26 protein-coding genes are annotated in these 25,258 nt (G+C 50.7%); 19 read left to right on the forward strand and 7 right to left on the reverse strand.

Annotation, left to right across the window (positions count from 1 at the left end; all coding sequences use genetic code 11):
- Window positions 1-28: 28 nt before the first annotated feature.
- Together C7434_RS17615 and C7434_RS17620 are read right to left on the reverse strand one after the other, a co-directional pair.
- Window positions 29-1,486 carry a PAS domain S-box protein gene (locus C7434_RS17615; protein ID WP_033742559.1) on the reverse strand — a complete coding sequence of 486 codons (1,458 nt, stop codon included), beginning with the start codon at window positions 1,484-1,486 and terminating at the stop codon, window positions 29-31.
- Window positions 1,487-1,629: 143 nt separating this feature from the next.
- On the reverse strand, window positions 1,630-2,178 hold the full coding sequence (locus tag C7434_RS17620; RefSeq protein ID WP_033742558.1) for an RNA polymerase sigma factor: 549 nt from the start codon (window positions 2,176-2,178) through the stop codon (window positions 1,630-1,632).
- 275 nt (window positions 2,179-2,453) lie between these two features.
- Here C7434_RS17620 and sctW point away from each other — a divergent pair, with 275 nt between their 5' ends.
- The 18 genes from sctW (at window position 2,454) to C7434_RS17710 (ending at window position 21,618) form a co-directional block, all read left to right on the forward strand.
- On the forward strand, window positions 2,454-3,620 hold the full coding sequence (gene sctW, locus C7434_RS17625) for a type III secretion system gatekeeper subunit SctW (protein ID WP_033742556.1): 1,167 nt from the start codon (window positions 2,454-2,456) through the stop codon (window positions 3,618-3,620).
- Window positions 3,621-5,774 (forward strand): type III secretion system export apparatus subunit SctV, encoded by a 2,154-nt coding sequence (gene sctV, locus C7434_RS17630; protein WP_033742554.1) that lies wholly within the window; start codon window positions 3,621-3,623, stop codon window positions 5,772-5,774.
- Window positions 5,753-6,688, forward strand: a complete 936-nt coding sequence (gene sctD / locus C7434_RS17635) for a type III secretion system inner membrane ring subunit SctD (protein WP_033742551.1) — start codon at window positions 5,753-5,755, stop codon at window positions 6,686-6,688. The genes sctV and sctD overlap by 22 nt, the downstream gene beginning before the upstream one ends.
- A complete protein-coding gene (locus C7434_RS17640) occupies window positions 6,682-8,046 on the forward strand; it encodes a FliI/YscN family ATPase (RefSeq protein WP_080752825.1) in 1,365 nt (454 codons plus the stop codon). Before sctD ends, C7434_RS17640 begins: the two co-directional genes overlap by 7 nt.
- The gene (locus C7434_RS17645; protein ID WP_050505023.1) at window positions 8,033-8,473 is read left to right on the forward strand and encodes a hypothetical protein; all 441 of its coding nucleotides are present in this window, start codon (window positions 8,033-8,035) and stop codon (window positions 8,471-8,473) included. The genes C7434_RS17640 and C7434_RS17645 overlap by 14 nt, the downstream gene beginning before the upstream one ends.
- On the forward strand, window positions 8,470-8,943 hold the full coding sequence (locus tag C7434_RS17650) for a type III secretion system HrpP C-terminal domain-containing protein (protein WP_226374664.1): 474 nt from the start codon (window positions 8,470-8,472) through the stop codon (window positions 8,941-8,943). Before C7434_RS17645 ends, C7434_RS17650 begins: the two co-directional genes overlap by 4 nt.
- The gene (locus C7434_RS17655; protein WP_033742544.1) at window positions 8,943-9,953 is read left to right on the forward strand and encodes a FliM/FliN family flagellar motor switch protein; all 1,011 of its coding nucleotides are present in this window, start codon (window positions 8,943-8,945) and stop codon (window positions 9,951-9,953) included. The genes C7434_RS17650 and C7434_RS17655 overlap by 1 nt, the downstream gene beginning before the upstream one ends.
- 2 nt (window positions 9,954-9,955) lie before the next feature.
- Window positions 9,956-10,609 (forward strand): type III secretion system export apparatus subunit SctR, encoded by a 654-nt coding sequence (gene sctR / locus C7434_RS17660; protein ID WP_033742541.1) that lies wholly within the window; start codon window positions 9,956-9,958, stop codon window positions 10,607-10,609.
- Window positions 10,610-10,618: 9 nt separating this feature from the next.
- Entirely contained in the window at window positions 10,619-10,879 is a 261-nt protein-coding gene (gene sctS, locus C7434_RS17665) for a type III secretion system export apparatus subunit SctS (RefSeq protein ID WP_033742539.1), read from the forward strand.
- A gap of 2 nt (window positions 10,880-10,881) precedes the next feature.
- Window positions 10,882-11,679 carry a type III secretion system export apparatus subunit SctT gene (gene sctT, locus C7434_RS17670; protein ID WP_033742534.1) on the forward strand — a complete coding sequence of 266 codons (798 nt, stop codon included), beginning with the start codon at window positions 10,882-10,884 and terminating at the stop codon, window positions 11,677-11,679.
- Window position 11,680: 1 nt separating this feature from the next.
- The gene (gene sctU / locus C7434_RS17675; protein ID WP_033742532.1) at window positions 11,681-12,763 is read left to right on the forward strand and encodes a type III secretion system export apparatus subunit SctU; all 1,083 of its coding nucleotides are present in this window, start codon (window positions 11,681-11,683) and stop codon (window positions 12,761-12,763) included.
- Between the two features lie 81 nt (window positions 12,764-12,844).
- A complete protein-coding gene (locus C7434_RS17680) occupies window positions 12,845-13,270 on the forward strand; it encodes a GNAT family N-acetyltransferase (protein ID WP_033742530.1) in 426 nt (141 codons plus the stop codon).
- 48 nt (window positions 13,271-13,318) lie between these two features.
- The gene (locus tag C7434_RS17685) at window positions 13,319-13,801 is read left to right on the forward strand and encodes a VirK family protein (RefSeq protein WP_050505021.1); all 483 of its coding nucleotides are present in this window, start codon (window positions 13,319-13,321) and stop codon (window positions 13,799-13,801) included.
- 615 nt (window positions 13,802-14,416) lie between these two features.
- The gene (locus C7434_RS17690; protein WP_133745736.1) at window positions 14,417-14,695 is read left to right on the forward strand and encodes a hypothetical protein; all 279 of its coding nucleotides are present in this window, start codon (window positions 14,417-14,419) and stop codon (window positions 14,693-14,695) included.
- A 1,314-nt stretch (window positions 14,696-16,009) separates the two neighbouring features.
- Window positions 16,010-18,511, forward strand: coding sequence for a glucan 1,4-alpha-glucosidase (locus C7434_RS17695; protein WP_110268553.1), 2,502 nt, complete (start codon window positions 16,010-16,012; stop codon window positions 18,509-18,511).
- Window position 18,512: 1 nt separating this feature from the next.
- Window positions 18,513-19,517 (forward strand): phosphogluconate dehydrogenase (NAD(+)-dependent, decarboxylating), encoded by a 1,005-nt coding sequence (gene gnd / locus C7434_RS17700; protein ID WP_033742527.1) that lies wholly within the window; start codon window positions 18,513-18,515, stop codon window positions 19,515-19,517.
- A 17-nt stretch (window positions 19,518-19,534) separates the two neighbouring features.
- Window positions 19,535-20,905 (forward strand): glucose-6-phosphate dehydrogenase, encoded by a 1,371-nt coding sequence (gene zwf, locus C7434_RS17705; RefSeq protein ID WP_133745737.1) that lies wholly within the window; start codon window positions 19,535-19,537, stop codon window positions 20,903-20,905.
- 17 nt (window positions 20,906-20,922) lie between these two features.
- Complete coding sequence (locus C7434_RS17710) at window positions 20,923-21,618, forward strand: ROK family protein (RefSeq protein WP_033742524.1); 696 nt, start codon at window positions 20,923-20,925, stop codon at window positions 21,616-21,618.
- A gap of 168 nt (window positions 21,619-21,786) precedes the next feature.
- On the opposite strand, the gene C7434_RS17715 is transcribed toward C7434_RS17710, so the two are convergent.
- Window positions 21,787-22,086, reverse strand: a complete 300-nt coding sequence (locus C7434_RS17715) for a CcdB family protein (RefSeq protein WP_006121898.1) — start codon at window positions 22,084-22,086, stop codon at window positions 21,787-21,789.
- Window positions 22,087-22,088: 2 nt separating this feature from the next.
- Complete coding sequence (locus tag C7434_RS17720; RefSeq protein WP_006121899.1) at window positions 22,089-22,307, reverse strand: type II toxin-antitoxin system CcdA family antitoxin; 219 nt, start codon at window positions 22,305-22,307, stop codon at window positions 22,089-22,091.
- A gap of 512 nt (window positions 22,308-22,819) precedes the next feature.
- On the opposite strand from C7434_RS17720, the gene C7434_RS17725 reads away from it, so the two are divergent.
- Complete coding sequence (locus C7434_RS17725; RefSeq protein ID WP_006121900.1) at window positions 22,820-23,080, forward strand: hypothetical protein; 261 nt, start codon at window positions 22,820-22,822, stop codon at window positions 23,078-23,080.
- A 203-nt stretch (window positions 23,081-23,283) separates the two neighbouring features.
- Here C7434_RS17725 and C7434_RS17730 read toward each other — a convergent pair whose 3' ends face one another.
- The 3 genes from C7434_RS17730 to C7434_RS17740 are packed head-to-tail and all read right to left on the reverse strand — an operon-like array spanning window position 23,284 to window position 25,254.
- A complete protein-coding gene (locus tag C7434_RS17730) occupies window positions 23,284-23,709 on the reverse strand; it encodes an ATP-binding protein (RefSeq protein ID WP_033742522.1) in 426 nt (141 codons plus the stop codon).
- Window position 23,710: 1 nt separating this feature from the next.
- Entirely contained in the window at window positions 23,711-24,049 is a 339-nt protein-coding gene (locus C7434_RS17735; protein ID WP_033742520.1) for an STAS domain-containing protein, read from the reverse strand.
- Complete coding sequence (locus C7434_RS17740) at window positions 24,046-25,254, reverse strand: SpoIIE family protein phosphatase (RefSeq protein ID WP_033742518.1); 1,209 nt, start codon at window positions 25,252-25,254, stop codon at window positions 24,046-24,048. The genes C7434_RS17735 and C7434_RS17740 overlap by 4 nt, the downstream gene beginning before the upstream one ends.
- Between the last annotated feature and the right edge of the window lie 4 nt (window positions 25,255-25,258).

Consider the following 25,258-nt stretch of genomic DNA (forward strand, 5'->3'; position numbering starts at 1 on the left):
TTGTTATCCAAATCTTTACTATTATTCGTCAGGGTATTAAAGGAATGGTCAAAGTCACACGGGTTCCATTGTCAGGCTGACTTTTGACTTCTACTTTGCCTCCGATCATGCGACCACGTTCTTTCATCCCCATAAGACCAAACGCGTTATCTTTGCTCTGATTGCAATCAAAGCCACGGCCGTTATCACTCACTGTTAACACGACCAGATGAGGCTTCCGGATAACCTCTATGAGAACCTCGTTCGCCTGGGCGTGACGAGAGATATTGGTTAAAGACTCCTGCGCGACACGAAATGCGGCTGTGACTTGCTCATCATTCAGTCTTACCTCATTTTCTGGCGCGATCAGCTGGCACTGACAACCAATATGGCGATTAATGAACTCATCGCGAAGCCACTCTAGCGCGGGCGTCAGACCCATGTTCAGCACATTTGGCCTGAGGCGGGTAGCGACATTACGCACTACCTGAATCGTTTTATCAGTAAGCCCCATCAGATGAACTATTCGCTCATGTAGCAAAGGGTTATCTTTGCTGAACTGGATGCGAAGCATCGAAATACCCATTCTCAGCGACGTAAGGTGCTGCCCCAGCTCATCGTGGATTTCACGCGCTATACGTTTTCGCTCCTCTTCACGTGATATTTCTCGCTGCCTTGTTAACAAACGCAAGCGCATATGTGAATCTTCTAACTTTTTTTCAGCGTAATGAATGGCCGTGATATCACGTCCGACCAACATAACTGAGGTCAGATTGCCATTTTGATTAAACTCCGGCACACAGCGGGTATGAATAATCATGGTTCCGCTAGTAAGTGAACTGTCCGACTCTACAAGTTCCCCTTCAGCTTCAATTTTCCTGTTTACCACTTCTTTAAGAAGGCGTTCAATATGCCTCACACAGGGTAAATCCCCCTGAATCTCACGCAAAGTGCGTCCGCGAAGCTCTTCAAAAGATAACCGCAGGTGACGCAATGCAGCAGGATTGGCGTATTGGCATTTTAAATCGGGCGAGAATCGAACCACCATATCCGGTGAGTTCTCAACTAATACCCGAAACTCCTGTTCCCGAGCATAAGCTACCTGCTCTAGTTGCTTACGCTCTCTTATATCTTTTACCACGCACATACTGTAGCTTTTCTCTTCGTAAACAAATGGATTCGCACTAATCTCAACCGCTATCATCTCGCCCTGTGAGCTTTTGTGAAAGGTCTCAAAGGTGAATGGCCTGCCGCCATTTTGCTCTCGTACGCGTTTCCACATATCCATGACGTCATCGAAATCCCATTCGGGATCAATATCTGAAACGCGCATATTGAGCAATTCTGCATTGCTGTAGCCAAGCATTCTGCACGCTTCGTCATTGACATAAAAAAAACAGGTATCACTGTCAATCAGGTATACGGCGTCCCTTAGCATGTTCATGGCGAACTCAAGAAGTTTGATTGGCGTATCACTGCTATGTAATCGTCTGTCCAAATACTGCATCTCGCCTCCTTGAAGTAAACATTGTTAACCGGTCTGGGCGCAGATCCACAAGCTCAAGTCGTAATATTGAGAAGTGTCCTAACAGTGGATTAAACACACATCTCATTACAGACTGTTTCCGGTTTGTTTTACCCCGTTCAGCTTCAATAAAAGACTGACTGCTTTAGTGACACACGCGTCCGTGACAAACGCGAACGTACTGTGCCAACAGGGATGTTTAGACTCCTAGCAATATTCTGATAACTGCCGTCTTCCTCTACTAACATACTGAGCAGCTTACGTGTTTCTTTGGGCAGCAGGGCAATAGACTGGAGCGTAGAGCCGAGAATGCGTTGATGCTCTATGATGTGGCTAGGATCATCCTCCTGATTCAGAACAACATCCTCTTCTAATTCATCATAGTGGGGACGGGAAGACTGCGAACGGAAATGATTACGAATAAGGTTCAGGGCAATACCGAATACCCACGTCTCGGGTCGCGAGGCCCCCGCAAACTTATCACGGTTACGAATGACTTCCAGCCAGGTCATTTGAACTAAATCTTCCGCATCTTCACGATGCGCAACACGCTTTCGAATGAAGTTATAAACGCGGCGTCCATGTTCACGAAAAATTTTCTCCCAATCAATACTATGTGGGGATGGAGGGTTAACGTGTAATGACTCAGTAGGGTGCAGGTTCATTTCTGACATAATACGCTCCGTATCTTAATCCATTTTGCCGTTTGGCTTAATGGCGATAGCAAAGTCTGTGCCAGCGATTTTATTTTGTTAAGCATTTGAAATTTAACGATTTAAATTTCATTTCCCTTCATTTTTTCGCAACTTTTTGCCGTAAGCTCCAGCTAAATCTGCAACTCATTGCAATCTTCTGTAATTAACTCTGTTGCCTGGGAAAATTTATTGGGAACCGGAGCATAAAACACGCCACATATCTGCATCAGCTTCCCTGTATGAGGTTCGCCAGGATGAAAATTGCTCCCGCTGTGCCCGGCGTTCAATCGGCGCATTTGTCTCCCAATACCGTGGTTGAAGAGGCATCGGTACCCGTTGTGAGTGCAGCGTCTTCGGTAAGCGGCGCATCATCAAGAGTGCCCGCCTCACCGCTTGAAGACGCTATGGAAGAGGTCTCAATGACATTTGCTGAACATGTAGAGCGTAAAAACAAAGCGCTTAACCAGCGAAAAGTCGTCGCGCAACCGGGTAGCAAATCAACTCAACATATTGAACGTATTGAAAAACTCTACGAGTTAATGAAGTTGCTTGAGCACCCACAGCATGCTCAGCTGGAAACGCAGAATCAAAAAATGCAGACGTTGCTCCAGCGATCGCCTGCGCCTGACTTAGATGCTCTGCTGGATGTCGCTGGAAAGGATCCAGCCCTTTGTGACGTTTTGTTAAGACATACGATGATAAAGGGGCAGCAGACACAGAATACGTTGATAGTGGAGCGATCGCGGCACAGCATCGAACAACTGCATGAAAAGAAGGGAGCTGAAGTCAACGCAGGTTTAAATACTGCGCACGCCATTGCCAGCTTCAGTACCGATCCGCTGCAGAAGCAAGCGTTGCGTCACCTTTACTATGAGACGATTGTTCATCTGCAATCGGGTAATGCAATGCTGGATGCGCTGCTCAACCGTTTCGGCAGCGTTAATTTCATCCAGGGTCTGCGTACCCTACAGCGAGCACTTTCAGATGATATAGCAGCGCGTATCTCTTCCATACCGAAACGCGCGCTACAAAAAATCATGGTTAGCCTGCAGGACGCCAGTCATATCAGCCAGACGCTTACAGCAAGCAAAGTTTTAATTTCGCGACTGACCAGTAAGTTGCCTGGTGTCGGCATTACTCCCCTGGATCTCACCCGTCGTTTGCTTAACCTGAGTGGCAATGGTGCCTATTTGCGTGATTTACAAAACTTAACGCGCGATGTAGCCGGCCAGTATCCTCAACATCAGGTTTTGTTTCTCAGTGGATTGGTTCCCCTACTCAGCCATTTGCCTATGGGAGTGTGGCGTGAGGACAGAAATAAAAACCGCCACCTGGCGTTAAATCTGTTACGCACAATGATCGGTGAATATGCAGCTGCTGAGCCGCGTGCGGAGCTCAAACAATCCAGGACGGCAGGGTAAATGAGTTCGTTGTTTGTCTGGTTAAATCGTCTCGCCATTAGTGCGATGCAACGCTCGGAAGTCGTAGGCGCCACGATCGTCATGTCGATCGTGTTCATGATGATAATTCCTCTGCCAACCAGTCTGATTGATGTGCTGATCGCACTCAATATATGCATATCTTCTCTACTTATTGTTTTGGCAATGTATCTGCCAAAACCACTGGCTTTCTCAACGTTTCCTTCAGTACTGCTCTTAACAACGATGTTTCGTCTGGCGCTGTCCATCTCAACGACGCGTCAAATCCTGTTGCAACAGGATGCAGGACACATTGTTGAAGCGTTCGGAAATTTTGTAGTGGGCGGCAATCTGGCAGTAGGTCTGGTGATCTTTTTGATTCTGACCGTAGTGAATTTTCTGGTGATAACCAAGGGTTCAGAGCGCGTGGCAGAAGTGGCTGCGCGCTTCACTCTGGATGCGATGCCGGGTAAGCAGATGTCAATTGACAGCGACCTCCGCGCAGGACTCATAGAAGCCCATCAGGCACGTCAGCGACGAGAGAATCTGGCTAAAGAGAGTCAGCTATTCGGCGCGATGGACGGCGCAATGAAGTTTGTAAAAGGTGACGCCATAGCAGGCCTGGTCATTGTCTTTATCAACATGCTTGGCGGATTCGCCATTGGTGTTCTGCAAAATGGTATGGACGCCAGTGCAGCAATTCATATCTACTCTGTATTGACCATTGGTGATGGTTTGATCGCACAGATCCCCGCGCTTCTCATTTCACTGACAGCCGGGATGATTATTACCCGGGTTTCCGCTGATGGTCAGCAAGTCGATGCCAACATTGGCCGGGAAATCGCCGAACAGTTAACAAGCCAGCCTAAGGCCTGGATTATGTCTGCCGCAGGTATGCTCGGCTTCGCGCTGTTGCCCGGTATGCCCACCGCCGTCTTCATCATCATCAGTTTACTCGCCCTGGGCAGCGGTCTTTTTCAGTTATGGCGCAGTAAACATAACAGAATACGACAGGAGGCCGACCAGCTCCATTTGCAGCAGCTGGCACCAGAAGAAAATGGCTACCAGGATCTCAGGCGTTTCAACCCAACCCGCGCTTTTCTGCTGCAGTTTAGCCAGGTTCATCAGGGTGGTGAGGCTGCCACAACGCTGATACGGGAAATACGTCGTCTTCGTAATCGCCTGGTATACCGTTTTGGCTTCACGCTTCCCGGTTTCGATATTGAGTTTTCGCCCAGGCTGGCTGAGGATGAGTTTCGCTTCTGTGTTTATGAAATTCCTCTGGTGACTGCAACCTTTGGCATTCCATTCGTGGCTGTCAGGAAAAGTGATGTGGATGCCTCGCACGGTGAGGACCATGATGAAGCTGATATTCAACTCAAGCCAGGTATTGCAGACCGGAACGAAGCTCACTATTGCTGGCTGTCACCTGACCACCCACTCCTGCAAAAGGACGAAATGCGCTACTGGGCAGCCGGGCAGCTCATTATGCTGCGCATGGAGCAGGCTATTCACCAGAGCTGCGCGCAGTTTATTGGTCTGCAGGAGAGTAAATCCATTCTTACCTGGCTGGAAAGCGAACAACCCGAGCTGGCTCAAGAATTGCAACGTATTATGCCGCTTTCCCGCTTTGCGTCCGTATTACAGCGACTGGCCTCCGAGCGTATTCCGCTGCGCTCAGTCCGCACTATTGCGGAAACACTTGTTGAACATGGACAACATGAACGAGACAGTGCGGCGCTCACCGATCTTGTCCGTATTGCATTGAAAGAGCATATCTGCCACCAGTATCTGCAACCGAATGGGCTAAATGTCTGGTTACTGACTCCAGAAACCGAAGAGCTCCTCCGTGATTCTTTACGTCAGGCACAGAATGAAACCTTTTTCTCGCTGGCGCAGGATTACGGCATCAGTTTACTGCATCAAATGCGCGATGCCTTCCCTCCTTATGACACGCCACAGGCGTTAATTCTTGTCGCCCAGGATTTACGGAGCCCTCTTCGCGCGCTGCTGAAAGATGAGTTCCATGCGGTGCCGGTTATCTCCTTTGCCGAATTGACCAGTAATGTTGCTATCAATGTGTTGGGGCGGATCGATTTACAGCTATCACCGCCTACGCTGCAGGAAGATGAATCATGCATGAATTACGCGTACTGACAGGCTTGCACCGCGGTGCTGCATTGCCGCTAAGTGGCGATAAATGGTGGATTGGTGCTGATGAACATGCCGATTTGGCCCTTTATGATCCGGGAATAAAGGATCGCCACTGTCAGCTGGTAAAAACCCCGCAGGGATGGGAAGTCAAAGCCTCTGACGGGCCAGTGAAAGATAACGAAGGGCAGCGCTGCGAAGCGCTGAGTAATCTGCAACCTGGCACAGCTTTTGCCGTCGGGCATATCTGGTTGAGCATCGTTGACGCAGCGACGCCCTGGCCGGAGGATGAGGCTGAACTGCTGCATGACGCGGAGTCAGCCCACGATAGTGAACCAACTTTGGTTGAGGCTTCAGCCTCAGTTCAACCCGTCTCAGAACACCTTTCGGCGAAGAAGAGCCCATTGCCATTTTGGGCGAAACTGTCTTACATGGGCCTGACGTTGCTGCTGGTTATGATGCTAGGGACCTGGATGCTGAATACCAGCATTGCCTCGCCCTCCGCGCCACCTGCTCCAGGTAAACCCTCGCTAACGAGCGTACCCCGGACGCGCCAGATTATTGCCAGCATGTTGCTCGACCGCGGGCTTAATAAACACGTTTCTCTCACTTCAGATAATCAAAGCGTAACCCTGTCAGGCGGGGTCACCGATGAAGAAAATCAGCGATTACAACGCATGCTGAAAACGCTTTATCGCCATTATGACGTACGGTTACCGATTCATAACCATGTGGGTGCCGCTAGCGTTAAGCTGCCGTTCAATATTGTGCAAATTACCAGCGGTGCTCACGCCAACATCGTCACTGACAGTGGTCAGCGTATATTTATAGGCGATGAAGTAGACCAGTTACGTCTGGTGGCAATTAACAGCGACAGCATTGAGTTTGCAGGGCGCGAAAATATCCGGGTGAAATGGTAATGGATACCTTAAGCCAGGATTTGAAACAGTGGTCGCTGAATCACCAACAGCGGCTTGCCCGTTATAAGCCCATCAGACGTTATGGAAAAGTCACCGGCATCAATGGGATTCTTATCGAATGCAGCCTGCCGGGCGCACGTATTGGTGATTTGTGCCTCATCCAGCGCAGTGAGGGTGACGCTGTGTTGTCCGAGATTGTAGGTTTTAGTGCAGAACACATTTTGCTTTCTGCACTCGGCGCTTTAGACGGCATATCTCAGGGTGCCCTTATCACACCCCTTTATCTCCCTCACAGCATCTGCGTGAGTGAACGGCTTATGGGGAGTGTACTCGATGGTTTTGGGCGCGCACTGGAACCTGGCGGCTACAGCGCCTTCGCTGAGCCGGGCCTTCAGTGCACTACCGTACCCGTCCTGAATGATGCACCTCCTCCTACAGAGCGACCGCGAATTGATACCGTTTTGCCAACCGGACTGCGGGCGATTGATGGTCTTTTGACGATAGGCAAGGGCCAGCGTGTTGGCGTTTTCGCCGGAGCGGGTTGTGGTAAAACGACGCTGCTGGCAGAACTGGCAAGAAATTCACCCTGTGATGTTATCGTCTTTGGTTTGATTGGCGAACGTGGTCGAGAGTTGCGCGAATTTCTCGATCATGAGCTGGACGATACCCTACGCAAACGTACCATTTTGCTATGCGCCACTTCAGACCGAAGCAGTATGGAGCGCGCCAGGGCCGCGTTTACAGCCACTGCCATTGCCGAGGCGTTTCGTGCTGAGGGCAAAAGCGTGCTGCTCATCATCGACTCTTTAACCCGCTTTGCCCGTGCCCAACGTGAAATAGGTCTCGCCTTAGGCGAACCGCCGGGACGTGGCGGGTTGCCGCCTTCTGTATATACGCTTCTGCCGCGCTTAGTAGAACGCGCCGGACAGACCCGGAAGGGAGCGATCACCGCGCTGTATTCGGTCTTGATCGAACAGGACTCCATGGGCGATCCGGTAGCCGATGAAGTTCGTTCACTGATTGATGGACACATTGTGCTCAGTCGCCGTCTGGCCGAGCGTAACCATTACCCTGCTATCGACATTCTGGCCAGCCTGAGCCGGACCATGAGTAACGTAGTAGATCAGGTTCACCTCAAGCAGGCGGGGAATATCCGTAGCCTCATAGCCGCTTACAAGCAGGTAGAAGTGCTGATTCGGTTAGGGGAATATCAACCCGGTCACGACATCCTGACGGATGCTGCCGTTAATGCGAACGACACCATCAACCATTTTCTGTGCCAGACAATGCGCACTCCTGAGCCTTTTGAACACATCCTCTCTCAACTTAATGAGGTCAGTGCCCATGCGCCAGAATGAAGACGATGAACTTGCTCAGGAAAACCCATTTGAAAGCCTACAAATGGCCCTGGAGACATTGATTCCCCTACGCCGCCAGCGTTTCATACGTGCCCAGCGCGTACAACGACAGCTGCAAAATAATCTGACTGAGGCTGAGTCACAGCAACACGTTGAAGAACAGCACCTTCAGCAAGCTCAGTTGCACTATCAACGACAGCGTGAAGGCTTGCGTAAGCAATCGTGCCGGCAAACGCTCACGGCACAGGTTAACGCAGAGCGTACGGCTCTGGAGACCATGTGTCGGCAGCAGCAGAGCTGTCAGCAGTCAGAGCAACGCTGTCAACAGGTGGCTCATGAACTGACGCAAGCGTCTCAACACACGCGCGAACGGCAAAAAGATCTCGAAAAACTGGAATATTTAGCTGAACACCTGGAGGATGCATGAGAGAGCCATCGGGTTATCCAGACCGGTTACCGTCCCATAAACCTCAGCATCGGCTTGATGAGCGCGCAAGTAAGTCCACATCCGCGTCTTTCTTGCGCAAGCACGAGAGCAAAGAATCGCTGGCCACATTAGGTTCACTGTTTTTGGCCAGCACAACTTCGTACGAGCCCGTTAAGGATCAGCCGCCGGATGCATCGCCCTCGCCGGACTGGGACAGCCTTCATCAGGCGTTACTTGAACACATCGCTGACCATGCAAACGAAGACTGTGCTTTTACCCTTATGCTGCCTGAAGCAGGCGAAGTTGACGTCAGGCTCGCCCGTTCCCAGCCGGCCGGATGGGATATTACGCTGCGCTTTTCGCCTCGCGTCTGGGATCACTGGCAGCGTCGTGAAAGACAGTGTCGCCGCCAGTTGAGTCAGTCTTTTGGTGCACCTGTCAGTCTCAGAATTGAACAGGGTAGCCTCTGATGGGCAAGATAACGCGACGACATTTCCCACTGGTGAGCCGGGCCAGTATGCAGTCACAGAATCAACTGGCGTGCAAATATTCATTTCCTTTCACGTTAGGTGATGAAGTCGGAGCACTGTCTCTTTTGCCCGGGCACCTCTCCTCTCCGTGCGCCCTGACTCACTGGTCTTGTGCACTGGGAAACTTTTCCCTGGGTGACGGCATACCGCTGCTTAATATGTTGTCGCTGTCACCTTTTACCGATCAGGATGTGCAGTCGCCTGCCTGTGAATGGGAATTGATATTATTTAACCAATACCTCAGCCCAGAACTGGCGAACCTGTTTGGTGAAATAAAGCGCTGCGACAGAGCTGAAAAGGATGTATTAAGCACGAGGCTTATTGTCAGGCTCGGAGAGCGTCGTGTGGAAGGCAGACTTTATCTCAGCCATACGAGCCTGGCACACTGGCTCAGGCAACCCGGTTGGCAACCTCAACGATATACGCTGCCAGACACGCTGACTTACGTCAGGCCGTTAGTGCTTGGCCGCATCACTCTGCATACCTCACAGCTACATGCGCTTCAGGAAGGCGATGTGCTTGTTCCCCCCGTTAACTATTTTAGCCCGGATGGAAAAGGCTACGTCAACATTGCTGGATATGAGCTGGTGGGGACACTGCAGTTGCCTCATCACTTTGTGATTACTCATCTGGAGAGAACCGCTTTGAATCCCTATGAAACTGAAGGCTCTGACGCTGTTTCCAAACGGGAACATCTTGCATCGGATGATCATTTCTCGTTAGCCATGCTGCCATTGTCGCTGGAAGTCCGATGTGGTCGAACACGCCTTACTTTAGGAGAACTGCAACACCTCCAGCCGGGCAGCGTGTTGACGCTCGATAACATGACGCCTGGCGAAGCTGATTTATATTACGGCGAGACATTAATCGCTCAGGGTGAACTTGTGGATGTGGAAGGGCAACTTGGATTACAGCTCACCCGTCTCCTGCTGACATTACAGCAGGTATGAGTATGAGTACTGAACAATTCGATCCCATGACCTTTGCTCTTTTTCTGGGCGCGCTGTCACTCATACCTATCCTGATGATCGTCTGTACCTGCTTTTTAAAAATCTCTATGGTGCTGTTGATCACACGTAATGCTATTGGGGTCCAGCAGGTTCCACCCAACATGGCCCTTTACGGCATTGCACTGGCGGCAACGCTGTTTGTTATGGCTCCCGTTTTTAATCAGATGCAGCAGCAGTTCAGTCAGGCGCCCGCAGATTTCTCGAATGTGGACAACCTGAGAACCAGCATCACCAATGGCGTAACACCGTTACAGAAATTTATGACGCATAACACCGATCCCGACATTTTGATTCACTTGCAGGAAAACAGTGTCAGGATGTGGCCGAAGTCCATGTCAGAAAATATCAGTAAAGACAACCTGTTACTTGTCATACCGGCTTTCGTTTTGTCGGAATTACAAGCTGGATTCAAGATTGGTTTCTTAATCTATATCCCGTTTATTGTTATCGACCTCATTGTTTCAAATGTTTTACTGGCGCTGGGGATGCAGATGGTGGCTCCGATGACACTTTCCCTGCCCTTAAAAATGTTGCTCTTTGTGCTTATCAATGGCTGGACACGCCTGCTGGATGGCCTGTTTTATAGTTATCTTTGAGGTGCAAGCATGGAAATAATGAATCTCTTTAAACAGGCGATGTTACTTGTGGTTCTGCTTTCTGCTCCGCCATTGCTGGTTGCCGTCATTGTTGGCGTATTGGTTTCTCTGCTTCAGGCCGTCATGCAACTTCAGGACCAGACCCTGCCGTTCGCGATCAAACTCGTAGCGGTAGGCATTGCACTGGCATTGAGTGGTCGCTGGATTGGAGTTGAGTTGCTGGAGCTGGCCCAGCAGGCTATGGCCATGATTCCTCAAACTGGCGCTTAATCATGGCGAACACTGTCATCCACGTACTCTATGAATATCTTTTCGCCCTGGCGCTGAGTGCCGCACGTTTATATCCCTGTCTGATCCTGGTGCCGGTATTTTCTTTCAATATCCTTAAAGGGATTGTACGTAGCGGGGTGGTATTAGCGCTGGCAATCGTCCCGACTTTGGGTTTACAGGCACAACTGGCATTACAAATGCCAGGCTGGCCGCAACTTATTGCGCTGATCCTTAAAGAGGGGGTGATTGGAATTCTGCTGGGATTGGTGATCAGTATGCCCTTCTGGTTATTTCAGTCAGTCGGTGCGCTGTTCGATAACCAGCGTGGCGCCCTCATTGGGGGACAATTGAATCCGGCACTCGGTAGTGACGTGACACCGCTGGGTCTTCTGCTTCAACAGACACTCATACTGTTTCTTATTCTTACCACTGGATTGAGTGGCGTCACTCAGATCATTTGGGACAGCTATTCTGTCTGGCCGGTAATGCAGTGGTTGCCATTTCCGAATCATAATGGATTTGAGCAATATCTGGCTCTGCTGACTGACACGTTCAGTCATATTATTATTTATGCTGGTCCGCTGGTGGCACTACTACTCATGATGGATTTCAGTATTGCGATTCTCAGTCTGTATAGCCCTCAGCTACAGGCTTTTGTTCTGTCGGTTCCCGCAAAATGCCTCCTCGGTCTGCTGTTTTTTGTACTTTATATCCCAACGTTAAGCACGCTGGGAGAGGAACGACTGTACCTGTTACGCGATCTCAGCAAACTGATAAAAGGCTTATTGGGGGGACAATGACATGTCTGAAAAAACGGAAAAACCTACGGCTAAAAAACTGCAGGATGCGCGCCGTAAAGGCCAGGTTCCCCAAAGCCAGGACGTTCCGAAGCTTCTCATTTGTGCAGGCGTGGTTGAAACCGTAATGGCGCTGGATGATGTTGGCATGCAGAAGCTTCAGGCTCTTATGATGTTGCCGCTTATGCGCCTGAACCAGCCTTTTGAGCAGGTTCTCAGCGAGCTTGCTGGTAGTGCTTTGCTTATTGTTTCAACATTTTTTGGTATTACTGTGGCAGTGGCTGCGTTACTTCGTATTATCGGCGGTTGGATACAATATGGGCCTTTGTTTGCAACAGAAGCCCTCAAGCCTGATTTTAATCGCCTGAATCCCGTGAATCAGTTCAGGCAGATGTTTTCTGTAAAGAAACTCACCGACATGCTTAGTAGCGTGCTAAAAGCTGCGGCAATATGCACTATTTTTATTTTAGTGCTGAGTACCGATCTTGAGTCTCTTTCCCGTCTTGCTTATGGTGACCTGAACAGCTTTTGGCCTGCGGTGGAGGTTCTGCTCACCCGCGTTTCACGCCAGACACTGTTCACCTTATTGATAATGACCCTCCTGGACTTTGGCCTGCAGAAGTATTATTTCCTTAAGCAACAGCGTATGAGTCATCAGGACATACGTGATGAACATAAGCAATCCGAAGGTGACCCTCATATGAAAGGACATCGTCATGCTGTTGCACAAGAGTTGCTGAACGCGCCTGTACAGGCTGTGAAGCGAGAGCCGCTTGAAAAGGCTGACCTGCTTCTGGTCAACCCTACCCATTATGCTGTTGCGCTCTACTATCGTCCTGAGTTAACGCCCTTACCACGTATCATATGCAAAGGTGAGGACAGTGATGCTAAGACGCTGATTGTCCGGGCACAACAGGCTAAAATTCCCGTGATTCGCTTCATTTGGCTGGCCAGAACGCTTTATCAATCCCAGGAGGGGCAACTCATCCCCAGGCATACTTTGCAGGCCGTCGCGAGAGTTTATCGTGTGTTGCGTGAACTGGATGACCCGTCTGACGAGGATGTGATCGAACTGGAAGCAGAATAATGGAACTTAATGCCACATCTCGCCACTTACACGTTTTAATGCTGAGGTAGAGCAGATTGCTGTTAACAAGGAACAGGGTACGTGAAGATGATAATAACAGCTACTCCTCATCCTGACGATGTGGCTGAAATACATAAGAAATTGATGGCATTTAATTCCCGGTATGTCGATCCTGATGAAAAAAAAGACATTGCTCTTTTCATTAATGATGATGAAGGCAACAAAGTGGCTGGCTTAGTCGCTATTACATGGGGTAACTGGATGCATATACACTTTCTGTGGGTCGACGAATCACGTCGAAAAACAGGGCTTGGCGCGAGGATGCTGCACGCTGCAGAACAGGAAGCATTAGCACGTGGTTGTAAAGGCGTTTTCGTTGATACATTCAGTTTTCAGGCGCGTGAATTCTATGAGAAACAAGGCTACCTGTTGCAAATGACGATCGAGCAAATTCCCCATCATCATCGCCAGCACTTTTTAATTAAACAGTTAGAATGTGCGGTTTAATTATTACTTAGTGATGTTATAAAATGTTTTTAATAATGGAGAAAGAAAATGTTGCTCTCTAAGCAATCTGCTTCATCAGACAGAAAGTACAGACTGTATGCCAGTAAATTCGCCATATTGGCTACTTTTTTATGCATCTTTTCCCAGTCTGCTTTTGCCAGTACGCTCAATACGGTTTCTGAGATTAACCAGGCGTTAATGAAAGGAAAAGACATTAATTTGTCTATCGATTTAACGCAGTGTTTCGATCGGGAAAACAATATCAAAGGTACCATGAGAGGCGGTATGAAGATTACGTCATACCTGATCAGACCTGACGGTTCTCTGGCTTTCTCAGATATGCACCAAACGGTTAATAATAAAGATAAACCGCAAGTCCAGTTTTTGCGCTACCGTTCAAAGGATGAAAACACCATAGGATTCTCCATGCGGACGTTTACTTTGCCAGACTGGAAGCCCTACGGCAATCCCGCTCAATACGAGTGTGCCATTAATAAAGGGATCGTGTTCTATTCTCACGATCAGGACTAACGGTTCTTCGGCTTAACTGCCCTACTGGTATTTATTTGCGGGTTTTTATTTCCTTGCAATTAAACAATCAGAAATAAATAACGGGTTTTACAGAGTAATATGAGCTAACGGGGCCTGCACTATAAGGTGGAGTCTACACATTTAGCGGCGGGCCCCCTCTTCCCCTGTCAGTCATCAATTCTTTTACTCCCGAGCTTTATTGTCAGAATTCACGTAGTGCTGTCCCTGGACTGTACAACTCGTAACAGCCTGCCCGGACAGAGAGGGGGCCGTCGCTTCCGGCGACAGTGAGGCCTTTTCTGAACATATATGATGCTCAGCATGACGCAGATCATGAGTTTAGCAACGTCCGCTGCTGGTACAGAGCAGACATCCGCCGCCGTGAAAGCGTACCGTTCAGCGTTGCATACCCGTTAACTGATTCGTTCTTTCCCATCTTACTTTAACAACAGCCTGATTCAGGATATGGCCCGGCCGGACAGGAAAAATCTGATTTTATGAGTCCGTCATAAAACCGATATACCGGAAATATAATTTCAGTTTGCTGGAACTCAGACACAGAGACTAACGACTCACATAATACTTTCCACAACAGAACGTAATCACTAAGGATAAATGATGAACATGCTCTCAACAAAATCAATACTGAAGACAACAGCATTCGCTCTCACTGCGTTTTTGTTAAACCAGGGCGCAGCACTGGCTGAAACCCCTTCAGCATCTACACAGCCTGTCCACAACGGTGCGGTTTCACAGCTGAAGCATACTGCGCAAGGTAACGAAAACATGATTCTGGCCAAAGAGCCAACCCTGGCGAGTGGCCAGCGCGTCAACTCTGCCTGCGACGAGTTAGATCCGTGTCCACATGATGACATCACAGATGATGCATCGTAAGTGATTAAAAACCGGCGGTGAATTGTGCCTGCAGACTCCGGACTAAAATAAAAAACCGCCTAAAGGCGGTTTTTTTATTCTTAACAGCGCAGATTCGTTAAAAATACTGAGTCATTCCCAGCATGCAGGAAAGCATCGACAGAGACGGACGTGATAATTTTGACTTACTCTGATTAATCATTAATTTACAACTTTTTTGTAATTGATCTCGCTAACAATATCTCTGCTATAAGCGGGCAGCCAAAGCGGGAGCGCTCGGATAAAGAGTAAGGCGTCACACCAGGTATTGCATTGGCATGGACGGGATTTAAATATGCGGAGGTCGTAAAAATTTCCCACGCCGTGTACGCGTGATATACAGGCAAGTGCATCATGCGTTCCACCAAATTCGAGTACGTTAAAAGTGTGAAAATTAAGAGGCCAATATTATTCGTCGTATGCATTAACATTATTGAGTGCTAAATTTTTAAAGGTTAAAATTGTTGAACCTTCCAAAATATTAATTTGGTGAATAACGCTGATGTTTTAAAGGAGCATCTGATTCTGGTACAAAATAGGTTAATAGTAAGGTATACGATTAACGATGCCACAAGTCAGCATTTCCCCTGCTCTTGTGATTCGTTATTCCCCTGTTCCGAATGCATTGCCTCCCCGATTATTGCTTCAGGCTTTCCCGCTTAGTGGATCTGAATGATATTGACGTCAGGATGCATCATTTAGCAGCTGGCATCAACGCTCATGCACGAAATTCTGTCTCTGCAATGTTGAAGCTGCGCATTCTTAATCGCTCTGAATGCTGAGCGTGAAAATACATTTCCAGCCTCTGGATTTGATGTGGAAGCGATTACGCAGTTATTCTCAAACTTCAGCGAAATAAAAACACCACGCAAACTGAGGTCGGGGTTGTACAGGCACACAGCAAGCCATCCTCCCGTAAAGATTCTGTCATGTCCGTATAACGTTCTCCCGGAGCCATATCCTGGCAAAAGCCGTCAAATAAAAAAACTGGTTGTTTGCCATGCAGTTGGCCCCAGAGCGTCATGCCCGGATAATAATTAACTCAGCCGTTATCCTTAACCGCTAAAAAAATTTTATTTTTTACACTTTCAAGTGTATTGAAACTTTTCAGAGAGTTGACCGGAAATGTTACAGCGGCTATAACCCTATTAGGTTCGATACTAAAATCATAAGATTTTAAGTTTAACCAAGTTGCTTTGGTATAGAAATTTTTCACTCTTGCCCGCGATAAGTCAGGATGTTATCCGCATCTTCGTGGTTAAGATTTTTTCTGCACACAGCCAAGGTATTCTGAATATGTCAAATTCTGACAGCGACGCCCTACCGTTGCAAACGTGCGCAAGCGAGGACGCCCAACAACAACGCGCCATCATTGACGTAGCGCCGGGAAAGCCAGGGAGTGAAGCCCGCTGGACATCGAGTGCCAAGAGCGGAATTGGCACCGCCCTTTCACCTGATTCCCGCGTCTGGTTCACCTTAAGCCACGGCATTCTCAACGAAATTTATTATCCGCGCGTTGACAGCGCCTGCACCCGCGATTTCGGGTTCATCATCACCGCCCCTGAAGGTTATTTTTCAGAAGAAAAGCGCGATTGCTCGACAGAAACCCATACGGTCTCGCCAGGCATTCCGGCCTTTTCGATCGTTAACACGGCCCGGGATGGTCGCTACCGGCTCGAAAAAGATATCATCACCGATCCTGCCCGTGACTGTGTCCTGCAACGCATCCGTTTCACCGCGCTAAAGGGGGATGTTGCGGATTACAAGATCACCGCCCTGCTCGCTCCCCATCTGGTGAACGCCGGGCAAATGAACACCGCATGGATCAGTGAATTTGAAGACAGGCCCGTGCTTTTCGCCACGGGTCGCTCTCGTTACTTAGCGCTCGTCTGCGATATACCCTGGACGGCAATGAGCGTGGGCTTTGTCGGCACGTCAGACGGCTGGCAACAGCTGAAAAAATACGGGCGCATCGCGAACTCGTATCAGCGCGCGGACGATGGCAATGTCGCCCTTGCCGGTGAGCTGGCATTCACAAGTGCCTGCCGTGAAGCCACGCTGGCAATCGGGTTCGGCCAGACGGAATCCGAAGCCGCAGCGGCGGCAACCGCCAGTCTGAAAGCAGGCTTTGGCAAAGCCCGCAAGCACTACATCAGTAACTGGCAAGCATGGCAGAACACGCTCATTCCACTCGATCAACCCGAGCGGAACGGTGTGAATACATACCGGGTGTCAACCGCAGTTCTGGCCTCGCATAAAGCAGCCGATTGCCCCGGTGCCGTTGTCGCGAGCCTGACGATTCCGTGGGGGTTTTCGAGGGGCGATGACGATCTGGGAGGCTATCATCTGGTCTGGCCGCGTGACCTGGTCGAAACGGCTGGGGGATTCCTGGCAGCTGGCGATGCCAACGAAGCACTCGCCATACTGGATTATCTCCGACGCGTTCAGGAGCCCTCCGGGCGCTGGCCACAGAACCTGTGGCTCGATGGAAAACCATACTGGTCAGGTATCCAGATGGATGAGTGTGCCTTCCCTGTTCTGCTAGCCGATATGCTGCACCGACTTGGTCATCTCGATAAAAAAGCGCTGAAACACATTATGCCCATGCTGCGCGGTGCGGCCCGCTATATTTTGACCAACGGCCCGGCGACCGGCGAGGATCGTTGGGAAGAAGACGCGGGCTACAGCCCGTTTACCCTGGCGGTCGAAGTCTCCGCCCTTCTTGCCGCCGCGGACCTGCTTTCGCTAGACGGCGATGAGGTGGCTGCAAACCATCTGCGCGAAACCGCCGACTGCTGGAATGAGCAGATTGAAAAATGGACCTTTGCCGGAGAGCCCGATTTTTGCGCATCGGTTGGTATTGCCGGTCACTACGTCCGCATCGCTCCCCCCGGCGCAACGGATGAAGCAAGCGCATCCGGCGAAACCGAGATCCGCAACCAGACGCCGGATCGGGCGATTCTGTCAACCACCGATGTGCTGAGTCCGGATGCTCTGGCATTGGTGCGTTTTGGTCTGCGCGCCGCCGACGACCCGCACATCGTGGATACGGTAAAAGCAATCGACCACAGTCTGCGTGTCGAACTCCCTCAGGGGCCACTATGGTATCGGTATACCGGCGATGGCTATGGTGAGCACGAAGACGGCGCGCCGTTCGATGGTATTGGCCAGGGACGTCCCTGGCCCTTGCTGGCGGGCGAACGCGCGCATTACGAGCTGGCAGCGGGCAGGCGCGAGGTCGCGGAGGCGCTCTTATCCACGCTGGAGAAGTCGGCAGGTCCGGGCGGGTTGTTACCGGAACAGACCTGGGACGGGCCCGATATTCCTGAAAGGGAGCTGTTCTTCGGCCAGCCAGCCGGGAGCGCCATGCCACTTGTCTGGGCGCATTCCGAGCATATTAAACTCGTGCGGTCGCTCCGCGATGGCGCGGTCTTCGATATGCCACCGCAGGGCGTCGAGCGCTATATCCGGAATAAAACCGCATCGCACTTGCGCATATGGCGCTTTAACAACCGCCTGTCTTCTGTTCCTGTCGGGAAGCAACTGAGGCTGGAAACGGAAGCAAACGCACTGGTGCACTGGAGCACAGATAACTGGGCGACCGTCTCTGACAGTCCGGCGATCCCTTCCGGACTTGGCACATACTATGTGGACCTGCCTTTACAGCATGAGGACGCAGGAACCCGCGTTGTCTTCACCTTCTACTGGCCTGATGTTGAAAACTGGGAACACACCGACTTCACCGTTCAGGTTGTGAATGAACCGGAAAATCAAATGCGCATTGACAGAGAGGAATGATATGCAGATTGGAATGGTAGGACTCGGCCGTATGGGCGCAAACATGGTTCGTCGTCTTCTTAAACAGGGCCATGATTGCGTGGTCTTCGACGTGAACGCCGATAACGTTGACGCACTGGTTAAAGAGGGGGCAACCGGCGCGTCGTCGCCAGCCGATCTTATTGCTAAACTGGCGGCGCCGCGCGCGGTCTGGCTCATGCTGCCTGCCGCGATCACACCGAAGATTGCGCGGGATTTCGCATCAAAGCTGAATAAAGGCGACGCCATCATTGACGGGGGCAACTCCTTTTATCGTGAAGCGATCGATCTCTCTGGAGAATTTTCCCCCCTTGGGATCGACTATATCGACGTCGGTACATCGGGTGGCGTGTGGGGCCTGGAACGTGGCTATTCCCTTATGATCGGTGGCCCGCAGGCGGCTGTGAAGCGTCTGGATCCGATTTTTGCGTCGCTCGCGCCTGGTGCCGGTCAGCACATTGAGGAAGATGCGGTCGTAGGCACAGCGCCGAGAGGCTATCTTCATTGTGGGCCGGCGGGCGCCGGACACTTCGTCAAGATGGTACATAATGGCATTGAATATGGTGTGATGGCCGCCTATGCCGAAGGCCTGAATATACTGAAAGCCGCCAATGCCGGAAACGGCGAACGGGAGGCAGATGCGGAAACCGCGCCTCTGTCCCATCCTGAATATTACCGTTTTGACATCAATCTTCCCGCCGTTGCGGAGGTATGGCGACATGGCTCGGTTATCGGTTCCTGGCTGCTGGATTTGACCGCCGAGGCGTTGAAGCAGGACCCGCATCTTAAAAACTATGATGGTCGTGTGTCAGATTCTGGTGAAGGCCGCTGGACACTGCAGACAGCGGTGGAAACGGGCGTTCCCGCGCCGGTTCTCGCGTCTGCTCTCTTCGGGCGTTTCTCTTCTCGTGGTGAAGCTCTGTTTGCTGAAAAAGTTCTTTCAGCCATGCGGCACGCCTTCGGTGGCCATCTGGAAAAAACCCGCTAAAGCGGAGGGACACAGTGATGGTACAGCAACGTTCAGACGTACTGGTAGTGTTCGGTGTCACGGGCGATCTTGCCTATAAAATGATCTTCCCTTCACTCTATGCAATGGTGAAGCGTAACACGCTCAATACGCCCATTATCGGTGTGGCGTTTGAAGACTGGACGCACGACCAGTTGATTGCGCGTGCAAAAGAGTCGGTTGAAAAACACGTCGATGAGTTCGATGAGGCAGTCTTTGCTGCGCTGGCGGACAGGCTGTCCTATGTTTCCGGCGATTATCGCATTCAGTCAACATTCGATGGATTGCGCGATGCGCTGGGGGACCATCATCACCCGCTCTATTACCTGGCTATACCCCCGTCGCTGTTTGAAACGGTCGTCACAGGTTTGCAAGAGGCGGGTATCGCGAAAGGCGCCCGCCTGATGGTGGAAAAGCCGTTCGGCCGCGATCTCGCGTCGGCAAAACAGCTGAACAACGTGCTTCACAACGTTTTCGATGAGGACGCGATTTTCCGTATCGATCACTTTTTGGGGAAGGAAGCCATCCAAAATCTCCTTTACTTTCGCTTTGCCAACAGCTTCCTCGAACCAATATGGAATCGCGATCATATCGAAAGCGTTCAGATTACTATGGCCGAGGACTTTGGTATTAAAGGACGCGGCAAATTTTATGATGAAGTTGGCTGCCTCCGCGATGTGATCCAAAATCACCTGGTGAATGTGCTTCTGTTGCTGACTATGGAACCTCCCGCCTCCGGCGCGTCCGACGATCTGGTTGATGAGAAAGTTCAGGTGCTGAAGGCCATTCCCCCCCTGTCGGACGATGATGTGGTTCGTGGACAGTTTGCAGGCTATACCGATGAACCCGGTGTCAACCCTTCCTCTTCGACAGAGACGTTCGCTGCGGTTCGTTTCCGGATTGCGACATGGCGCTGGAGTGGTGTTCCCTTTTTTATCCGTGCCGGCAAAAATCTGCCTGCGCATGCGACGGAAGTGATCGTGCGCTTCCGGCGACCACCCGTTACACTTTTCGATGACATTGCCAACGAGGCCGCTAACTATATCCGCTTTCGCCTTGGTCCGGATATTACGATCGGCATTGGGGCGCGACGCAAGGCGGCTGGCGAAAAGATGCGAGGTGAAGCCGTTGAGCTAACGGCGCTTGACGATGGCATCGGCGATATGGCGCCCTATGAGCGGCTGATAGGCGATGCGATGGCTGGCGATCGTCAGCTTTTTACCCGACAAGACGCGGCGGAACTGGCCTGGAAGATCGTTGAGCCAGTACTGGATAGGAAAACCGTCCCCCTTTCCTACAAGCCCGGAACCTGGGGGCCGGCTACGATGGCAGACTTTGCGCCCCCCGGCGGCTGGGTCGATCCCGATTGAGTTATGGAGCACTATCAATGACGCGGCAACCTAAAAAGAAAAAAGATCAAATCGTTCTGGCCATCGACATCGGCGGAAGCCATGTAAAAATCCTCTCCAGCGCTGGCGGGGTGAAAAAGAAGGCGGACAGTGGAAAAACAATGTCTGCGGCTGAAATGGTTGCTGTGGTTAAGAGCCTGGCTGAAGGCATGACCTACGATGTGATTGCAATGGGATATCCCGGTCCGGTCGCGCACAACAAACCGCTTCGGGAACCCGCCAACCTCGGTGAGGGCTGGGTGGGATTTGACTATGCGGGCGCATTCGATTGCCCTGTTCGTATCGTCAACGACGCCCTGATGCAGGCGCTGGGTTCCTATCAGGGCGGACGCATGCTCTTTCTCGGTCTTGGCACGGGATTAGGTGCTGCGATGATCGTTGAGAATGTCGCTCAGCCCATGGAGATTGCTCACTTACCTTATCGCAAGGGCAATAGCTATGAACATTATGTGGGTGAAGCCTATCGGATAAAAAAGGGCAACAAAAAATGGCAAGAGCGTGTTTTTGATGTTGTGGAGATGCTGACCGCCGCGTTACAGCCTGAGTACGTCGTCTTAGGCGGCGGAAACGTAGGTGAACTTGATTCACTTCCGCCCAACTGCCGGAAAGGCGACAACACGCTGGCATTCGAAGGTGGATTTCGTCTCTGGAACGACCCAAACTTGATCACGTGATCCCTGGCTTTTATGAAGGTCAGAATAGCGTTGCTGTGTTTTAGGTTTACTGCCGTGAACGTTTATTTGCGGCAGACTAACGAAAACCGCCAGCGAATGCGACATTCATGGCTGTCCGACCCGACCCGTCATTGCCGGTGACCGGCATCGGTGGGTTAAGAAAACCTGTCAGAAACCCCAAAAAAGCCTGAAAATGGCGTTTTTTATTGCTGCTTCATACTGACTGACATCACCCACTTTATCCCCTAACGCTTTCACCGGGACAGATGCAATGTCGGTTGTCACAACGCGGTACTTGCTGCCGTTAACCAGTACCTCAGGATAAAGTTCACCTGAACCCACGAACTCGCCCGGAAGAGCAAGGGGGGCGACCATTAAACGGCCTGGTGTGTCTATCAGGTAGCTTTGTACTTCAACAAGATAAGGATATTTTTTACCATTCTTGTGTGAGTAAACGTCAAATTGCATCCCTACCAGTTCCTGTACATATCAGAAAGCGATCCCTCTTCTCCCACAAAGTCAGAGAAGGCTTTCATGCTTTCACGGTTTTCTTCTTTCCAGCGTTCAGCCCGGATTCTGCGAGCCTCAGTAGTGACAAGCTCGTTAACCATTTTAGAAAGGTTTAAGCCCGCAGATGAAAATATCTCGTAGGCTTCTTTATCAATGGTGACGTTAGTTCTGTATTTCATGTACACCTCCGAAGTGTGAGTTACAAGTATACACTGCTGATACACACCAGCAAGGAACGATTTTTAGGTGTACTCTGCTTTCACGATGCGCCTGGTTTGACCCGCCCGAAAAGCGTTGTTCAGCTTGTCAGACTGCCTATAACCCAGAATGTACAATCACACTGGCCCAGAGAAAAATGTCTGCTCAGATAACAGGCTCTTTCTGAATGAGTGGCCACTTTGTTATCGTCTTGGACGGGCCAAAGCAGATAGCCGTGAAGAAAAACGAAACGGTGACGATATATTAGCTGACCACTTGTCCGCGTTTCTGATGCGGATAGCTTTCTGTTGAAACCTTTCAGCGACAGGAAGGAAGGCGAATGCAGGAAGCGGATTAATGTAAGTGCAGGTTTAACTCTCGTTGTGCGGCAAGAGCGGAGGGACGGCAAAAAGCTCGTCCTGATGGTCCGTCTGCCGTGGTTACTCATACACAATAAAAAAGATTCAAGCTAGCCATTTGACTGGAGCACCGCATGTTAGACACCAGCATATATCACACCTCAGAAACAACCACCGGCGTTTCCTGCTCACCCACTAACCTGGTGACCCTCAGGGACAGAAATAATAAAACATGGATGATCCAGAAAGAGCTTATTGCATGGGTCCGTGAAGAAGAATTTTCAAAAGGTTGCCGCGTCGTTCTGTCGAACGACAAATGGTTTGACGTTCCTCTCAGTATCGATGAACTGGTAAGCGCGCTAGGTCTGCCGGTTCCACCGCATACTGACGACTAAGTGGGCGCCGTGTGACAGGTGCATAAGTGCCTGTCCAAAAAAATATCACAGAACTGCGATGCCATAGGTTGAGTGCGTGTGCCGCTCAGAACGTGTCGTTGAGTCTGTTGTTAGCAGCATGGACATACGTAGGGTAACACCGCGTTCGCCCGGCGCAACAGCTTATCAGTCCAGTACATTCGCTCATAACCCAGCATGCGGCACTAACATACCAACGACTTTTCCAGCAAAGTAATATTTTTGCCCGCCGAGTATTCGATCCGGAATTTATCCACATACCACAAAATCAATTTCAGCCCTCTGCCGCTTTCCTGGGTTATTGTCTGGTCAGAAAAAGCATCACAACGTGCCGCCTGGAGGCGTTCAGCGGGAAATACACTCCCCTCGTCCATAAAGCGAAGCGTAATGCTGATGTCTGACGCAATAAATTCCACTGTAAACCGGCGGTGACTGTCTTCATTTAGCGCATGACGAATGATATTGGTTGCTGTCTCACACGCGGCGAGATCGAGTGAGAACCGCCACTCATCATTGACGGGTAACGCTTCCATCTTTTCCGCAAGCCATTCTGCCAGGCGAGCGAGCGAGGCCAGCGTAGCGGGAAGCGTAATATCGCTGTTCACTGACATCTCACTTATTTAACTGCGCAAGTGCCGCGGAGCGGTCCGGACAGATCCGGAAAATGCGATCCATTCTGGTGAGTGTGAACATCTTCTGGATATTGGCATTCAATGCACATAATGTCATTTCCCCTTTTCCGTTCATTAACTTAAGCAACGAAACCAGCGTTCCCAGTCCACTGCTATCGATAAAGTCAATTTTGCTAAAATCCACAATGAGGGCTTTTTTATCCTCACCAATTTCCCGCGAAACCGCTTCTTTAAAGGCTGCGGCTACCGATGCGTCCAGCCTGCGCACTGCGGGTGTAAGGATATTCACTTCAGGCTGCCGTTCTGTACCCATGTTCATAAGTTTTCTCCTTGATGCTCAATGATTAAAAGCGATACATCATCGGCCATCGCATGTTGTTCTGTGTTTTCACCATTGCGCCAACGGATGAGATGTTGGCCGAATTGTTGCAGAAGGTCATCAGGTGCCTGCGCAATGCTGTCCTGTATGCATGTCTGCAGGCGTTCCTGACCAAACTGCTCTCCGGCCAGGTTTTCGCACTCAGTAATGCCGTCACTGAACAGACAGAGTCGTTCACCTGGCGCAAGGGTAAAGGAGACGTCGGTCCAGGAGAGATGGGGCATTAAGCCCACCGGTGCGCCACCCTCGCCGACCGTTCTGATTTGCCCGTGGGGCGTTACAATGAAAGGCGTAGGATGCCCGGCCTGACATAACCGTCCTTCGCCACTAGTCAGGTTGATCACGCCATAAATCAGGGTGAAGTAACTGACAATTTCCGCCTCATCACTACAAAAGCGTTCATTCAGAATGCGCACGACCTCCGCCGGGGAAACGACACCCTTGTCGCCATCTAAAAGAAAACGCTCTACCGTCCTGCCGTGAAGAAACTGCCGGGCGACGGCGAGCGACATCATCGCTGCACCGACGCCATGACCTGATACATCCACGCAATAAAAACCCAGATGATTATCAAGCGGAAAAACGTTAAAAATATCGCCTGAAACCCAGGCGGACGGTAAAAACAGCCAGTCGGAAAAGTAGTCACCGTAACACTGCTGATGTGCCGGGAGGACGGAGTGTTGAATCCGTGCGGCGACTTCAAGGTCCTGCTCAATTTGACGCAGCGCCTCACTGAGATGAGTATTACGCGCGGCTAACGTCGCCTCCAGAGACAGAATGCGCGTGCCGGCATGCAACCGTGCCCGCAGTTCGGATTGCTCGACAGGTTTGCTCAGAAAATCATCCACACCGGCATCAAACCCCTGCGTCAGATCGTTAGGATTTTCGCGTGCGGTGAGCAGAATGAAATAGATATAGTGACCAAGCTGACGACCACGTATCTCCCGGCAAAGCGTCAGACCGTCCATCTCCGGCATTTCCCAGTCGCTAATCACCATGCTCACCGGTTGAGTTTCAAGGATGGACAGCGCGACTATGCCATTTTCAGCCTCGCTAACCCGATAGCCCCACTGGGTCAGCATGCGTGATAACAGGCGACGATAAACCAGTGAATCCTCCACGATCAGAACGTGCGGTATCGACATGATG

The sequence above is a fragment of the Pantoea sp. PNA 14-12 genome (assembly GCF_004364735.1).
Taxonomy (GTDB): domain Bacteria; phylum Pseudomonadota; class Gammaproteobacteria; order Enterobacterales; family Enterobacteriaceae; genus Pantoea; species Pantoea stewartii.